Consider the following 17509-nt stretch of genomic DNA (forward strand, 5'->3'; position numbering starts at 1 on the left):
CAATTTTTTATTAGAAAGTTACACTAAGACCCAATGAATAAATAGCCGGCACCGGATAACCACCTGTATCGACGCCAAACCTCGTAGGGCTGCCCGGAGCCTCCGGCGAGAAACCGGAATTGTTGGCCCATGTAAAAGGGTTCTGGGCGTTGATAAACAGCCTCATATTCTGAATCGAGATACTTTCGAGGAATTTGGTATCGAACGCATAACCTAATTGAATATTCCTTAACCTCATGTAACTGCCGTCTTCAATCATGTAGGTCGACGCATTATTTATATTGTATCCGGTTGCAGTATTCAGCCTGGGTTCCCAGTTAGAGGTACCGGGACCGTTCCATGCGTTCAACCTGTCGCTTCTGTAATTGAATGGTGCAAACGTAGAGCCATTACCCCAGTCTCTCCAGATTTCGTTACCATAAACACCTTGGAAGTCCGCAGAGAGACTAAAATTCTTATAATTTAGATTCAATGAAAACCCGTAGGTGAAATCAGGAGTTGGGTTGCCAATTATCCCACGATCATCGGGATTGATTACACCGTCTCCATTCCGGTCCCTGAATTTCAGGTCTCCGACGTCATAACTGCCCAGTGCGCTTGGCGGTGAGGCGAGGATGTCAGCATAAGATTGGTAAACGCCTTCTACTTCATAGCCATAGAACGCGCCGATTGGTGCGCCAGCTTTAACGATTGAAGAGCCATTTTGAAAAATGGAGCCAGTGTCATAAGTCGAAATAACCTTGTTATCAATCGAGGTGAAGTTTCCGGATATGGAGTATTCGAAATCCCCGATCTTATCTTTCCATGTGCCCATCAGCTCAATTCCCTTGTTTTCAATCTCACCGGCATTGACGTATTTGCTGCTCGCCTGATTGCCGCCGAAGAATACGAAATCCAACAGGTCGCTGGTTCTCTTGTTGTAATAGTTTGCTTCCATTGACAGGCGGTTTTTGAGCGTCGCCAATTCGAAGCCAAATTCGTATGAGGTCACAACCTCCCAGTTCAGCTCCGAGTTTGGCAGGAATGCACTGGTAAATCCGATCGCAGGAACATCTCCGAACACCGCAGCGCCTGCCGTACCCGAAATATAGCCTGGATAGCCCGGATATGGTATACTGCTTACCTGATTACCCAGCTGGCCTGCAGAACCCTTTATTTTCAGGTAATTGAGTACCGAGTTGTTCATAAATGATTCTTTTGAAATTTCCCACGCTGCCCCTACAGACCATGCGTTGAATTTTTTCGTCAGTTCTGACGAAGCATCATTGCGGTAAGTGGCGTTGAGAAGGTATTTCCCGTCATAATTATACAAAACCCTTGCCAGATAAGATACCGTTGAGCGGCTGTCCTCGCTGGAATTTGAAATCCTTGTTGAAATGTCACCGAACGGAGACACGTTGATGTACCAAAATCGCGGGTCATTCGGAATTTGGAAATTATTGGCCACATCAGCCCTTACTGAACCATTCATAGAACTGAATCTGGTTTCGGAACGGGTGTAACCCAAGACCGACGCGATATTGTGCTTGCCAAAACTCTTATCGTATGTCAGCAGCAACTCCTGTTGCACATATTGCGAATCACTCTTGAATTGATTCACGCTGGTTACCGTATTACCGGCATAAGGCGTGAGTTGATCCGACTCGGCAGCATAGACATCAAACACCGGCGTATAGCCCCGTCCGCGTGAAAAACCAAGATCTGCAAGGTAGTTTCCACGGATTTTCAGATTGTCGATTAACTTCAATTCGGCGAATACATTCCCAACGAAACGGGTATCCCGGTTAAGCTGGGTTCCGTTATTAACCAGGTCAACGCTTGCCAACGGGTTTCCGATTTGCGGGCCTCCGATTTCAGAAGGCAACTGATTGTAAACGCCCTCGGTCACATTAAAAGCCTCAACAATTGGCGTGGCATTCAATGCTGCAATGAAGTCATGAAGCTGTGGCAATCTTGCGTCATAGCCGTTCATGCCCACACCAACCTTTAACCGGTCACTCACTTTCAACTCATCATTGATATTGAATGTAAATTTTTTAAGTTTCTCATTCTTAATCAGGCCTTCCTCTTCGGTATAGCCTGCACCAACATATATCTTATTTTTTTCGTCGCCGTTAGATACCGAAATGTTATACATCGTAATCATCGGGCTGCTTGCTGAGATCTCATCAACCCAATTGGTGTCGCCATTGAAAAGATTGTAAAAACTGTAAGGCGCCAATCCCTGGTTGGCACGTTGCTGATCATACAAGGTCCGGAACTGCGCGCCATTTGTCATGCTCGGTGCATCGGTAATATCTTTCACACCAGTAGAGGTATTAAAGTTCACTACCGTCTTACCTTCCTTCGCTTTTTTAGTAGTTACAATAATAACACCATTAGCGCCCCGTACCCCGAATACCGCTAAGGACGATGGATCTTTTAACACATCAAGCGACTCGATGTCATTAGGATTCACAAAACTCATATTGTCGTTCCAAATACCATCAATAACATACAACGGCTTCGTACGGAACTTACTCACAGTTCCTCGAATCCTGATGTCAGGCTCCTGCCCGGGCTGCCCCGAATTGGTAATTTGCAAACCGGCAACTTTTCCCTGCAGTGAAGCAATAGGGTTGGTATTTGGTTTGTCAGCTACCTCACTGCCCTTGATTTTTACAATCGATCCGGTAAGGTCGCGCTTGTTTGCCGTTCCATAACCGATAACCACAACTTCGGAAAGGTCTGTTGTCGCAGGCTTCATGGCGACGGTCATACCCTCTGCCGCAGAAACGGTCTGGCTTTGGTAACCCAGAAAAGAAAATTGCAGTTGCTCGCCTGATTTGGCCGCAATCGAGAAATTACCGTCCATGTCGGTAATCGTTCCGGTAGTTGATGTCACTAAAGTAACGCTCACGCCCGGCATTGGCATTCCCATCTCGTCCATTACCTTACCTGAAATGTTCTGGGCGGAAACCCAGGACGGTAAGCACAGCAGAGAAACGAAAGCCATAAAGCTCAAGATAAAATTTCTCATGTATTAATTTGTTAAAGTTAGTAATGCCAAATTACGCAATTACAACGTTTGCGTGAGTTAACGGGCAGCACTACACGATTACATCAATTTTTAAGATTACCTTAACAAATCAGTAAATGTAAAGGTTTTGCAGGGGTAAGAAAACGTTTTCGGAGGTGTATTGATGTAGTGATGATGTATTGACTGAGTAGTGGCAGTACGTAGAACTAACTAATCATGCACTAAATAGATAGCATGAACTTATTTAAATTTTCATCCTGGTTTAAATTGAGTTTTTTGCGCAGGCGGTAGCGATGCAATTCCACGCCGCGAAATGAGATATTCATCATCGGGGCGATCTCTTTTGACGACAGATTCATTTTAAGGTACACACAAAGCCTGATGTCTTTCGAGGTTAAGTTTGGAAATTTCCTCGTGAGGTTAATGATGAATTCATTATGGATCTGGTTCAGGTTCGTCTCAAACGTCTCCCATTCATGTTTGTTGACTGCGTTGATTTTGACGACTTTCCGAATCTCATTCTTTAGCTTCTGTATATCACCTTCTGTCTCGAGTAGATGCTGGATGTTCTCAATCATTTCGCTCTGTTTGGCAATCGAAAGTGATTTTCCGGCCACCTCACTTGATTTTGACTGGATTTCAAGCTCAAGGATGTGCTTTTCATATTCCTGCACGTTGAGTTCATTTTCGGCCTTTAGTTGCAACTCGAGTATTTTCTGTTCGTGTTTCAGTTCTTCTTCCTTGAGCTGCAGTTTCTGCCTGTATCGGAACGCGTTCCAGCGATAATACAAAAAGAAACTCCCCGATATGATCAATATATAGACCAATACCATCCACCATGAAAAATACCATGGATTGTCGACGCCAAAATTGAACTCTTTTACTTTCACATAGTCCTTTCCGTTAAAGAAATAAAAACTCACGAGCTGGTTACCACTGTGCAGGTTGTTCAGTACAAGGCTGCCTTTAATGACGCGCTGGAAATCGCCGGCATCATTCAACTTATAGAACAGCTCCTGCCTCCTGTACCCGTAATTTCCGGGTATGACATTAATTTCTACCGATTGGTTGTACTTGATGTCCGTATCTTCCGTAATCAGGTCACCCTGGTAAAATGCTTCAATTTTCACCTGGTCAGCACGGTGGTCTGATTGCCCCAACGCATAGGAAATGAATCCGTCATCGAGGTTAAGCAATATGGTATTACCGGTCTTAAACGCTTTAGAGCTTTCAAAAATCAATTTGCCTTCGTAATATTTTTCAGGTATGACTTCCCAGATAAATTCGTTGTTTATCTGTGAAACCACGTACAGCAGGTCCGAGTTGACAACGATAAAATGTTCATCATCTATGGGAATGATATCTGAAATGTTGCGAAACGACTTATTGAAAATAGCATCCTTTACCAGTTTTTCAGATATGGCATTGAAAGTATACCAGACCTTATCGATGAGGAACAATATCTCGTTCTTATACGTAAAGATTTTGACCCCGAAATCATTCTTTATACCATTTTGCTGCGAAATGTTTTGAATTTCAGTCGTTCGGAATTGGTCATCATAGCGGATCCTATAGAGGCTTCGATAGTTGTCCGCAGCCCAAAGTTCGTTCGGTTTGTTCTGCGCGACATTGCGGATGGGTTTTGTGAGTCGTGACAGAAACCGCGGATTGGTGAACTCCCCGGAATCGGTGTAATACGCAATCCCTGAATAATTCGGCTGGAAATATACATGGTCGTAGTCGCTTTTGTACATGCTCCATCCCCCGTTGACGTTGTTCACTTTTTTAAGATTTTTGCCGTCGAAGATGAACGTTCCGTCATTGTGCCCGATTACATAACGGCTGCCGAGCTTGAAGATGTCCCAGACCTGGCCCTGCGAGTTTGGTATCGACTGCAATTGCTTGTCTTTGTAAAGAAACACGCTGTGGTTGGTAACAAAAAGGTAGCCATCATCAATCGTCGATATGCCATAAACAGACCCTAAAATGCCCAGATTGTCCGAAAACACGTTGACCGCCGAATTGATTTCGATGTGCGCAATACCATTGTCAAGTCCGAGCCACAGATCATTTTCCCTGTCCACAAGTATAGAAAGTACCGCATTATTCTTCAGCGCATTTTCGCGATTGAAATTTTTATAGGAATTGTCCCGTAAGTCCACGATATACAAGCCCTGCAGTCCCGTGCCAACGGCCAGCGTGCTGTCGTTTACAAATTTGGCCGTGACGATGACCTCCTTTTTAAGCTTTTCATTAAGCGGCGCTTCCCATGGCTCAAGCCGGTCATTTTTGGCGACGTAAATGCCATTGGTTTTGGTGAAAATATAAACCTTGCCACCCGACTTTTCAATATTGTGGATCACATTCTGGTCAATAGACGACCAACGTTCCTTTTTAATGAATGTGTCGCCGTCCATCACATAAACGCCCTGTCTTACCGACGCGACATAAATCTGTTTGTCAACGATATAGCAATAGGAAATCTGGAACGGGAATCTGACTTTACGTATGCCTGAACGGTCGTAAATAAAAAGTTCATTGAAAGACTGGAAATAAATACGGCCATTGAATTTGAAGATTTTCCAGATTTCCTCATTGTCCGAACCGCTGAAAAGGTTCTTTCCCGTAAGTGAAAAATACTTCATCTTACCCTGTATCCGCTGCCAGTAGCCGAACTCCTTGTACGAACCCGTGTACACCTTATCACGATCTATAAATACTGATCTGATGACGGTTTTGTTCGGAAGCGTATACTTTTCCCATTTTACCCCGTTATAACGAAGGAAGTAGTGATTGTTCGCAAAGTAAATCGCGTTGTCACTGCCTTGCGCCACATTCCAGTTTTGGTTGTCACCGCCGTATTCGGTCTTGGTAAAATTCTCAACAAACGGCAGCAGCTCCTGAGCATTGGCGGCGGCAATCAGGAAATAAAGAGAAATTACTGATACAATCCGTTTCACGAATCCATGGTTTTTTCAAATATAATTACATTTCTGTTAGCGGCAGCCTGAAAATGACAATTCCGGCTGTAATTGAGCCGGAATTGCGTCAGGAAAACGAAAAATTTATTCTTTGACCAGTCGCTTTACGATCACTTTATCGTTCGCAAAACGAACCTGTACGATGTAAACCCCTGCCGAAAGGGAGGTCAGGTCTATGTTGGTTCCCAAACTGCCTGTGCCGACTTCCTGACCAAGGACGTTGTGCAGTGTAATCTCTTTTATTGGGGCATCGGCCTGAATCATCACATAATCTTTCGCCGGGTTGGGATATAAACTGAAATTATTCTCTGTCAGTGTGGTTGTGCCCAAAGGTTCGGACAAGCTACCCTGCAGGTACAACGACACCGGGATGTATCCCTGCTGGTCTACAAACTGCGCCGACGGTACCGTAATCTTAAACGAGTGCATTCCGGCTGCAAGATTGCCCAGCGAGATTTTCCTGATCGGAATTACATCACCGGGACACCAGTTGCTGAAAGACTGCCACTGTGCCGGTGTACGCGGAGACGCCCCATAAATTCCGTTCCCCTGCGTGTTGTAAATCCTGAAAGGCTCGCAGCTGTAACTCCCGGGCTTATACACCAGTATCCCCACGTTATCCAGATAGATATAATGGTTTCTCCTGTTGTATTCTTCCCCGCCCGAGTTCGCACCGTGATTGGAGGTAATCAGGTAAAAACTTGCATTGTTCACCGTTGCCGGCAACTCGAAGTCGATGGTCCTTACGGTCTGCCCGATAATGTCCGTCGCCCCTGCGGCATAATTGTTCAGGTCTTTCTTAAAATTGAGTGGCAAAAGGTAGTTGATTCCCGGTTCAGGCAGCGCATCGGTATCAGAAACAAACTCAAGCGTCCCGAAAAATACGTCATTGCGTCCGGAGCATCCGGCAACCTGTGTCTGGGCGGCATAAGGCACCCCGAAAATTTCCAGTTCCACCCAAATATCGTACGCTGCAATTATCGAGGGATCATTAAATATCTTATAGACATTTGATACGTCAAATGTATAGGGCACCTCGTCAGGCGTGAGATTTTTATTCATGAACGGGGTGATGAAACGCCCCAATTCGATGCGTTGTACATCGGCCGGCGTGTATGTTGTCGCGCCTTTCGGCACAAAAGCCAGATTGACATTTCCGATCCGGTCGTAATTGTCGCAGGCCGCTTTCACCGTAACATTCATCGTAATTCCGGGCCCGAATGAAGCCAATTCATCTTCAGTAAGCATCCTCGCATACAGATCATTCCTATGTCGGATGATACCGGCTGGCGGTGTGGGGGTTGACACGGTCGCGGCATATCCGTCGAAAAAGAGGATTTCGTCAAATACGGTCAGGTTGTAGATGGTAAGTGCCTTTTTTGAAGGCGGCGCTGTCGGCGACATCGCCTGCAGGTTGCTGAATGGACTCAGGAAAAGGCAGATCGCAAAAAAAAGTAAAGTTTTTTTCATCTTTAAAGTATTGGTTTAGTAGTGCCTAAAGATACTAATAAAATCTAATTTCCCTAAAATGAAAATCCCGGCTTATACCGGGATTTTTTCTAATTCGTAACCGTTTACGTAGTCCTGAAGGTATTTAAAACGTTCAGTCAGTTGTCCGTTTTCCGTGATTTTTGCACGTTCAAGGATACCGTCCCTGTCGCCGTTGAAGAATGCCGGCACCACATGCTCCATAAACATTTCCCCGAAGCCTTCACTCGCATCTTTCGGCAATTCGCAGGGGAGGTTGTCTACTGCCATCACAACGATGGCCGCAGGATGGAAGATGTCGACCTCTGTATGTTTTGAAGGAAGATAGCCATAGAGTGGTTCAGCAATTGTTGACGCCTTGATGGTGGATTCGATAGGGCCGTCCACATCGCACGAAATATCAGCAATCACCTTAATCTTATTATCAGGCGCTGCGAGCATGCTGCGTGTCAGTATGACGGGCGCCTCATTGGCGTAAAAATGACCCGCAATAAAGATGTCCGATACTTTTGAAAACCGTTCAAAATCGGAAACATAGGCGTCCGGATGCTTATAAAAATTTGCTTTATCCGCCGCGGCACCGTCAGCGCGCCTGTTGTAATCGAGCACATCAATTTGTGTGTAAACCGGGCCGTCGAAGTTTTTCGCGAGGTAATCCTCGACGGAAACCTGCTTGATTTTCATGGCGTCCAGAATCTCCTTGGCGCCGCTGCCTACCTTGCCGTGGCCGGTAAGTACAATTTTGATCGGCGGCAGGACAAGCCGTCTGAGCCTTTGTACCAGATCCTCTTTGTGCGCGAGCGTTTCCGCTTTAGGCAGATTGTACAATTCAAACTTGATGCCGAATGCACGCATGCCGTTATAAGCGCCTACGATCCCTGCGTAACGGCCAAAACCGATCAGCCTTTTAAAGTGCTTGTCGACAATGGTCTCATGATCGTATAAATCTATTTTTTTCTCAAGGATGGCCTGCAACAGCTTACGATTGTGCGGCTGTTTTTTGATTGTATGTGAAAAGAAGAAGTATTTCTTTCCCGGGATTAACGCGTCAACCGGCACTTCCTTAACGCCGAAAAGCACGTCGCAGTCGCTCATATCGGTTGTTACTTCGAGTCCAAGCTCAGCATATTCGCTGTCCTTAAACACCCTGATGTCTGAGCTCTCCACTTTGATTTCCGCCTCAGGGTGCTGTGCCTTAAGGCGTACCAATTCTTCAGGTGTAAAGACCACCCTTCTGTCAGGCGGACTTTTTCTTTCTTTGATAATTCCGAATTTCATAGCGCAATTTTAAAAATCAGATTGTTTCAACTGATTTTTTATTAAATAATTTAGAGATATTTCAACAATTAACAAAATGGCTGTAAAGGCGAAATATTCTCACTCTCTTTCCGTATTTTGTTACAAATATAACATTTAAAACTGCCGTCAAAATCATTTTAAAAAAAAATATTCCCCAATTTTTTGACATTTAAGTGTTTAAATTATTATAACGCAATTTATGCTAAGTATTGCTTAAAATCGGTTTTGAAAACGCCTCATTCTTTTATATTTGCGATTAGAACATAACTCAAGAAAATGAATTGGCTGCGCACCCGTGTCTTACTTTCATTGCTGGTTTCCGGCCTGGTCTTATCATCGTGCAAGGACAAGGATCCTGCGGCCAACCTCGCGGATTCCTACAGGAAAAACAACCCATTTGAAACCCAGATGCCTGAAATAACGGCTTCATATAAAGCGTCCAAAAAACAAAAAGTGGAAGCATTTTTCAATAAAAACTGGGGCGACCGCATGAACGGCAGTTTCCTTGTGGCAAAGAACGGGCAGATCATTTACGAAAATTACCAGGGATATTCGAGCGTCGAAAAAAAACTGGGCATTACGGCAACCACCCCGATACACATCGCCTCGATGACCAAAGTGCTCACGGCGGCCGTCGTACTGCGTCTCATTGATGCCGGCAAACTCGATCTGGGACAGGATGTAAGCACGGTGCTCTCCCCTTTCCCGTACCCGAACATCACAATACAGGATTTGCTCGACCACCGCAGCGGGCTGCCGAATTACGCCTACTTCTGTGATGAGAAAGGCGTCTGGGACCATTCTAAAACGCTGACCAACCAGGATGTTCTGAACCTGATGAACGAGCACCATTTTCCGCAGCAGTTCCCGAGTGGCAGACGGTTTGCGTATTGCAATACCAATTATGCCATGCTCGCGCTGGTGATTGAAAAAATCACCGGGATGGCTTACCCGGAAGCGATGAAAAAGCTGCTTTTTGAGCCCTTGAAGATGAGCAATACTTTTGTATTCGACATCAAGGATAAAGACAATGTCAGTCAGACCTACAAAGGCAATATGCGCCTGCGGTTCGATCATCTCGACGGCACTTACGGCGATAAGAATGTATATTCCACGCCACGCGACCTGCTGAAATTTGATATGGCGACGTATTCGCCGCAATGGCTCAGCCCCGAGCTTTCCAAAAAAGCGTACCAGGGCTACAGTTACGAACACAAAGGCACACGCAATTATGGCCTGGGCATCAGGATGTATGAATGGCCAACGGGCCAGAAACTATTTTACCATAACGGCTGGTGGCACGGCAATACCTCATCGTACATCAAGCTGAAACAGGATACGGTTACGATCATTGCGATTTCGAATAAGTACACCAAGTCTACCTACCAGGCGTGGAAACTCGCGCCGGCATTCGGGGATTATCCCGTGAAGGTCGATAAGGCGGACGGTGAGGAATAGCAGTTGGCGCGGGGAAGCGGACAGTGAGCACCTCAAATCCCGGCCTCGCGGCACTGCGTTAGGGATTGCAGCGGCAGCCTTTGCAGCGCAGCGGAAAAGCTACAGCGGAAAGCCCGGCCGAAGGCAACGCCCGGAAGAAAACAACGGCAATTAATTCTGAGTTATGAGTTGCGCGTTGTCAATTATCGCCTATCTTTGTGCCCTTATTGGGGTCGACTGGTTTTGACAGCAGGTCGAATTGAACGATAAGCATGCCGAGAATGGGGACAATTTCTCGTTAATCCAAAAGTCCCAACACTTTTACACGGCGAAAATAACTACGCTTTAGCTGCTTAATCCGAATTATAGTACGATGAGCCACGTCCCTGCAAGGCAGGGAAGCTGGATTCTCCTTGAAAGCCCTGGTCTGTGGCGTTCTTTACAGGGGAACCGTAAAAATAGACCTAGGGATGTTGAAGCTTCGGCGGCATCCTGACAACTAAGAGGCTAAGCATCAGTCGGCTGTTCCTGGCCACAGCTGATGACGAAAACCTAATCAGGAAATAAGCATGTAGAAAGTCCTTTGGTTGCCTGTTTGGACCCGGGTTCGATTCCCGGCGACTCCACAACCTTTACATCAAAGTAAAGTAAATGCCCGTAAATCTATGGATTTACGGGCATTTTTCATTTCATCTTATCAAAACCCAATAATAAAAAACAATGCATTCGGACACGAATTGCCTTAAAGATTTGCGCTTCTCAAACCCGATAATGGAACATGAAAAGTTAAATAGTGGTGAACCGCAGTTTATTAGGGTCACCTTTACCGGAATGCGGCAAATAAGCCGCAAAATCTAATAAGACACCATGAATATTAAATTACTTTTCACCACTGCAGCAATCCTGCTTGGCAGTTTTATGCAGGCACAGGCGCCCGCGGTCGGTCCGGCGGGTACATTCGCCCTTTTTTCTTCAAACGGCGCGGTGACAAGCACCGGTCTGAGTCATGTCACCGGAAATGTCGGCACCAACAATGGTTCAAGCACCAACTTTGGAAATGTTGATGGCAATATGCACGACGGCGATGGGACAACTGCCGCCGCGGCATCCGATCTTTTGCTGATCAGCGCGCAGCTGAGTGCTTCCATCCCAGACCATTTTCCGGACTCATTATTGGGTAATGGCCAGACACTTACCGGTGGTACCTATGCAATCGGCCAGACGGCTTCCTTAAACGGCACGCTGACCCTTGACGCCCAGAACGATTCCAATGCGGTGTTTATTTTCCAAATCGGGGGCGCATTCTCCTCTGCCGCCAACGCACAGGTATTGCTTACAAACGGGGCGCTTGCCTGTAATGTGTTCTGGCGGATTGAAGGATTGGTGGACCTTGCCACCAACACCTCAATAAAAGGTACGATTGTAGCCGTTAATGCTGCCATCGTCCTTAACACCGGTGTTGCATTGGAAGGACGTGCACTTTCCACTACCGGCGCAGTAACTGTATCGGGCGTTACCGTGGCGACACCTTTAGGTTGCACTACACCCGTACTGACCGGACCGGTAGCTGCTCCACTCGCGTCTGCGGCCTGTTACACCGTTTTCTCGGGCAACGGGCAGGTTACCAACACGGGCATTACTTTCATAACCGGCGATGTGGGGACGAATTCAGGAATCACTACCGGTTTCCAGACAGAGAATGTGACCGGCACGATACACCCGAATCCGGACGTTTCCACCGCTAATGCGGCAGCCGACCTCAATACCGCGTATGCCTACATCAGCACGCTGCCTACAGATATTGAACTGTTGTACCCTGAAATGTTGGGCAGCGACCTCGTACTGACCCCGCACACCTACTTACTAAACGGAGCCACAGTATTGACAGGCGCCTTGTATTTAAATGCACAGGATAATGCAGACGCCGTTTTTGTCCTTAAGGTAAGCGGTGCATTCTCGACGGGCACTTACGCCTCAGTGGTGCTGCAAAACGGCGCGCAGGCAAAAAATGTATTCTGGCAGGTAGATGGTGCGGTAAGCCTGAATGATTATGCCTATTTCAAAGGCACCATGATCGGCAACAATGGCGCGATTATCCTGAACACGGGGGTAACCATAGAGGGTCGGGCCATGGCAACATCGGGTGGTGTCAGCACATTTGGCATTAACGCACAGATGACTTCGGGCTGCACTGCTTTAGCTATTAAGGAAAGAGTAGGACAGTCGGTAAAAATGTATCCTAATCCGTTCTCAAGTGTTCTTAACGTCACCGTCGATTCGGGCAGCAGCGACATCGTAATTTATAATGTCCTTGGCGCGAAGGTATACGATGCAAAATTACAGCAACAGCAGAACACGTTGTACATAAATGTTCCTGCAGGCATTTACTTTTACAAAGTTACAGACGACGGCGGGAACGTAGCATCAGGCAAACTCATAGCCAAATAACAATTCCACCGCGGAAGGCGTCACCTTCAGGACATTCCAATGGCAATCCGCCGGAAACCTGAAGAGACAGCGCAAGCCGGATTCCATAAACTGTTTGTGTAAAAAAGCCCGTAAATCATCGTATTTGCGGGCTTTTTTTATTTACAGCCTGCAATATGGGTCTCCGCGCGTTGTCATCGTTCAGCAAGCGGCTTGCACATCGGAATAAAATTTTCAGCCTCCGGAATTATTGTTACCTTGCCATGACCTGACTGCAGGGTTGGGTGATGAAGTTAATATGTAAAGTCTATGGAAATACCGGGAGCATCAGTGGTGATCAGTCATCAAATACGGCATGGCAAGCAACATTTATATGAGGATTGGCTAAAAGAAATCGAGCCGGCCTGCAGAAATTCGGTTGGTCATATCGACTGGCAGATCATCCGACCTATCCCAAACCTGACTTTCAGCTACACGGTCATCATTAGATATGATACGATTGAAAACCTGAAGACGTGGATGGAATCCGATACCAGAAAAAAGCTCATTCAAAAGGCGACGCCATTTTTTGCGAAAAAGGACAACTATACCATCAATTCAGGTTTGGATTTTCTATTTGACACTGAGAATAAGACAGCGAAAAGTCCGGTGAGATGGAAACAATATTTGGTGACATGGTCTGCAATTTTCCCCTTGTCCATGCTGACGCCGTTGGCAGTTATTCCTATACTTAACAAATTAAATGTTCTGGAAAACAAAGTTGTACATTCTTTTTTCATCTCCGGTGTCATCGTTTTTATCATGATATATTTACTTATGCCCAGGTATACCAAACTCATAAGGAATTGGCTTTACAATTGAATTCAGGCATCACCGGCCATAGTAATTCCCGCGTTTAGGTAAAATAAGTGGCGTTTTTCCGTAACTTCGTTTCGGATGCTCAGTTTACCCAGCTCAAGCAGGCCAGCAGACGTTGTCAAGCATTTTTTCAACCCATTCGTAAATGAGACGCTTTTCTGAGATTATACCAAAACTATACCTAGTCATTTTTTTGTGGCTGTCTTTAGGTGCACAGGGCTTTTCCCAACAGACCACCAATATCGAAAGTTTCCTGCTCCGATCGGAATCGCTGAACCAGGAACGGCAGATATTTGTGTACACCCCTTGGCAATATGAAAAACGCGACCTGGTGGCATTTGATGTCATTTATGTTTTCGACGCGCAGGACCGGGAGTTTTTTGACCTGGTACATTCTTCCTTAAATTTCCTCTTCCCGCAAAAGAAGTTTATCGTCGTTGGGATTACATCACCGGCAAACGACAAAATAAAGTATTATCGAAACAGTGACTTTATCCCGAAACCAAATGAGGAGTCAGTCGCAAAATACACTGATAACCCGAACGCTGAAAATTTCTGGCGTTATGTTAGCAGCGAAGTGATTCCGTATATTGACCACAAATACCGTACGACAAACACCCGCCATTTGGTCGGGCATTCGTTGAGTGCATCGTTTGTATTAGATAAGGCTATACACGAACAGGAAATGTTCACGGGATTTATCTGTGTATCGCCGAACCTCGGGTACGATAACGACCGCCTTGCCAACGATTTTCAGAAAATAGATTTTTTTAAGCCTGCCGAAAATAAGTTTTTATACGTCAGCCGCGCCAACGAGGCACAGGTCTGGGGAAGTTCCTGGGATAAACCAAATGAAAAAGTCACTGCATTTTTAAGGCACGTCAGAGACTTCGGGAAATATCAGGTGGTAGTTAAGGATTTTCCCGAATTTGATCATCGCGCGGTTTTTCTACCGTCAATAATCGAAGGATTAACATTGTTGAAAACGTTTATCGAACACAATCCATACCCTATCAAATCGCCTGCCAAAGATATCATATTGAAATTGTCAGTTCCTGAAAAAACGGACGAGGCCTACATCACCGGAAATCAAATTGGTTTGGGAAATTGGGATCCGGGAAAAATAAAGCTCGAAAAAGTTTCGGATTTTGAGCGTGAAATCAAATTGCATGTCCAATTTCCCATGGAATTTAAAATTACCAAAGGAAGCTGGGAGACCCAGGCGGTAACAAACCAAAGCACCGATTCGAATGAAAATATTGTCATAAACCACGCAGAAAATAACGTACTCCAACTCAAGGTCGTGCTCTGGAATTAAAACGTATCCTTTGATGCAAACCAACCGCAACAACCACGCACAATTATCGTAGGACTTTGCATCCTAAGACTTCGTGTTTTTTTAAAGTTCAATTTAGAAATGTCTTGAAAAGACATCCGCAGCGGATTCATTTTGTTTATTTTCGTTGGCTTGCCATCGAAAAGGTTTTTTTAAACTTATGGCAATTTTGTAATAAGTTTAACCCTTGTTGTAACTTCGCTAAACGGTATTAATGCTAAATTTAGCCTCCTGAAAAACACCTATGGAACAATCATTACAAGAAAAACTTGACCTGATGCAAAGCGTTGTGGAAAACACGCCGCTGCCTGTAGGCGTGTACCTCGGAGAAGACCTCACGATAGTGCTGGCCAACGAGGCGATGATTAAAACCTATGGGAAAGGCGCCGGTGTGATTGGGAAAAGCTATATGGAAATACTGCCCGAATTGGAACAGCAGGAGATTTTCAACCAGGCCCGTTCGGTTCTCAGGACAGGAATTCCGTTTCATGCCAACAACACGCGGGTAGACATTACGATTGACGGCATATTAAAACCCCATTACTTTAATTACAGTTTTATACCCCTCAAAAATTCAGAAGGCATAACATACGCCATTATGAATACCGGTGCTGATGTTACCGACCTCAGCCTGGCACGCCAGCACATACAGGAAACCGAGGAAAAATTACGCCTCGCCATCACCACTGCGGGCCTGGGCACTTACGAAGCAGACTTGGTACACGGCAACATAACGACCTCCGGGGATTTCCATAATATCTGGGGAACCACGGGAACTGTTTCCAGGGAAGATATCACCGGCAGGATCCATCCTGACGACGTGCACATCCGGGATAAGGCTCACCTCGAGGCACAAACGTCGGGTACGATGCTGTATGAAGTCAGGATAATTCCTGCCGAAGGGGTTTTGCGCTGGGTTCGGATCATCGGAACCATTCTCAAAGACGAAGAGGGTAATCCGGTCACACTGTTGGGCATCGTGCAGGACATCAGTGACCAAAAGCAATTTTCAGAAGAACTCCAGAAATTGGTCGCCGAGCGCACTGCCGAGTTAAAACGTTCCAATGAAGACCTGTTGCAGTTTGCCAATATCGTAAGCCATGACCTCAAGGAGCCGGTGCGCAAAATCAGCTTTTTCAATTCATTGTTGAAAAGTCGGTTAGGCGAATCCATTGATGAGAAAAACGTGGCTTATTTTGAAAAAATACAACAGTCAACGGAAAGGATGACCTCTATTATAGAAGGCGTCCTGAATTATTCCACGCTGAACAAATCGGGGCACGATGTCAAAAAGATGAGTCTCGATACCATCATCGAAAATATCAAGACCGATCTGGAACTGATTATCCAGGAAAAAGAAGCCATTTTAGTCAAGGAAAACTTCCCGGAGATTGAGGGTGCCCCTATCCTGATACACCAGCTGTTCTACAACCTGATCCACAATGCGCTTAAATTCTCGAAGCCTGACGATCCGCCGCGGGTCATCATTTCCTGCACTGAAGAAATGATTGACGGCAATATGCACGTGCGGATTGTTGTGAAAGACAACGGCATCGGTTTTGATATCGAGCATGCACAAAAAATTTTTAGTCCGTTTGAGCGGCTGCATTCCAAGGATGAGTTCGAAGGTACGGGATTGGGGCTGGCGTTATGCCAGAAAATCACAGAGCGGCACCATGGGACCATCAGCGCGTCCGGCAATAAAGGAAACGGCGCGGAATTCATCGTTTTACTTCCGTTGCAACAACAGAGCAGTACGCTTTGATACCTCTTTCGTGGCCGGTCATCCGGCGGCCTTCCCAAAACCCACCGTATCCCTGTATAGCTGAGGCGATATATCGGCGTTGGTTTTAAAGAACCTGCTGAAGTAATACTCATCGCTGTAACCCAGGTCGTACGCAATTTCCTTAACCGGTTTGTTGGTGAGGTACAACTCCCGTTTGGCTTCGATAATTATACGTTCCGAAATGAGATCGGTCAGCGTCTTATTGAAGTGGTTTTTCGTGACACGGGCCAGTGCCTTGAGCGGGACCTTCAGCACCTCGGCATAATCAGCCGGCGTATGTTTGCTCCTGAAATTATGCTCAATGGCCTCTTTCAGGTTTTGCAGTAAGAAAGGTTCCTTTAATCCAGCGACCGCAGCCATGGCACTGGGCTGCTGACTGGTTTTTGCTCTCGATGCCGTAATCAGGAACAACTTAAGGTAGGACACGAGACTCTCATATTGGGCCAGCGCAGGGTTCGTCATCTCATTCCTCATTTGTACCAGCAGCATATCCAGTGTCGCGATATCGGAGCCGCTGATGCGGGTCATTGGCGGGTCGTAAATGTTGTTAAACAACACACCATTGCAGGCCACCTCTTTCTGGTGCATATGGATGCAGTAAAAATCCGGATGGAATTGCAGGGCAATCCCTGACAGGGCTTTCTCCGCCTTGAACAGGAACGGCTGATATGGTGAGAACGCAAATAGCGAACTGCTGCCGAATTCATTTTCGGAAAAGTCGGCTTTCACTATCCCGGACCCTTCCTTTACCCAAATCAGCGAATAATAATTGTGCCGCTGCAGATGGTCGAAATGACTGTTATCGGCGAACGCGAATATTTTGAAGGCCAGGTTACCGTTCTGCGGATTAACCATTGTAAGTGCTCCGTGCTCCATCG

The 17509-nt window shown here is 46.0% G+C and carries 10 protein-coding genes and 1 other RNA gene; 6 read left to right on the forward strand and 5 right to left on the reverse strand.

Annotated elements, in window-relative coordinates:
• Positions 1–10: 10 nt before the first annotated feature.
• From HYN48_RS12495 to HYN48_RS12510, 4 genes are all read right to left on the reverse strand, one after another.
• Positions 11–3019, reverse strand: a complete 3009-nt coding sequence (locus tag HYN48_RS12495) for a SusC/RagA family TonB-linked outer membrane protein (protein ID WP_108372205.1) — start codon at positions 3017–3019, stop codon at positions 11–13.
• A 221-nt stretch (positions 3020–3240) separates the two neighbouring features.
• Entirely contained in the window at positions 3241–5979 is a 2739-nt protein-coding gene (locus HYN48_RS12500) for a LuxR C-terminal-related transcriptional regulator (protein WP_108372207.1), read from the reverse strand.
• A 105-nt stretch (positions 5980–6084) separates the two neighbouring features.
• Positions 6085–7470, reverse strand: a complete 1386-nt coding sequence (locus tag HYN48_RS12505; protein ID WP_108372210.1) for a peptide-N-glycosidase F-related protein — start codon at positions 7468–7470, stop codon at positions 6085–6087.
• Between the two features lie 72 nt (positions 7471–7542).
• Complete coding sequence (locus HYN48_RS12510; RefSeq protein ID WP_108372212.1) at positions 7543–8766, reverse strand: NAD(P)-dependent oxidoreductase; 1224 nt, start codon at positions 8764–8766, stop codon at positions 7543–7545.
• Between the two features lie 297 nt (positions 8767–9063).
• Between HYN48_RS12510 and HYN48_RS12515 the strand changes: the two genes are divergently transcribed.
• From HYN48_RS12515 to HYN48_RS12540, 6 genes are all read left to right on the forward strand, one after another.
• A complete protein-coding gene (locus tag HYN48_RS12515) occupies positions 9064–10245 on the forward strand; it encodes a serine hydrolase domain-containing protein (RefSeq protein WP_108372214.1) in 1182 nt (393 codons plus the stop codon).
• A gap of 208 nt (positions 10246–10453) precedes the next feature.
• Positions 10454–10853, forward strand: a transfer-messenger RNA (tmRNA) gene (ssrA, locus tag HYN48_RS12520).
• A 238-nt stretch (positions 10854–11091) separates the two neighbouring features.
• Positions 11092–12672, forward strand: a complete 1581-nt coding sequence (locus HYN48_RS12525) for an ice-binding family protein (RefSeq protein WP_108372216.1) — start codon at positions 11092–11094, stop codon at positions 12670–12672.
• A 288-nt stretch (positions 12673–12960) separates the two neighbouring features.
• Positions 12961–13512, forward strand: coding sequence for a putative antibiotic biosynthesis monooxygenase (locus HYN48_RS12530; protein WP_108372218.1), 552 nt, complete (start codon positions 12961–12963; stop codon positions 13510–13512).
• A gap of 142 nt (positions 13513–13654) precedes the next feature.
• Positions 13655–14827 (forward strand): alpha/beta hydrolase-fold protein, encoded by a 1173-nt coding sequence (locus HYN48_RS12535; RefSeq protein WP_108372220.1) that lies wholly within the window; start codon positions 13655–13657, stop codon positions 14825–14827.
• Positions 14828–15089: 262 nt separating this feature from the next.
• Positions 15090–16610, forward strand: coding sequence for a sensor histidine kinase (locus HYN48_RS12540; protein ID WP_108372222.1), 1521 nt, complete (start codon positions 15090–15092; stop codon positions 16608–16610).
• Positions 16611–16628: 18 nt separating this feature from the next.
• Here HYN48_RS12540 and HYN48_RS12545 read toward each other — a convergent pair whose 3' ends face one another.
• Positions 16629–17507, reverse strand: coding sequence for a helix-turn-helix domain-containing protein (locus HYN48_RS12545; RefSeq protein ID WP_108372224.1), 879 nt, complete (start codon positions 17505–17507; stop codon positions 16629–16631).
• Positions 17508–17509: the final 2 nt, after the last annotated feature.

Origin of the sequence: Flavobacterium magnum, from assembly GCF_003055625.1 — a bacterium.
In the GTDB taxonomy this organism is placed as follows: domain Bacteria; phylum Bacteroidota; class Bacteroidia; order Flavobacteriales; family Flavobacteriaceae; genus Flavobacterium; species Flavobacterium magnum.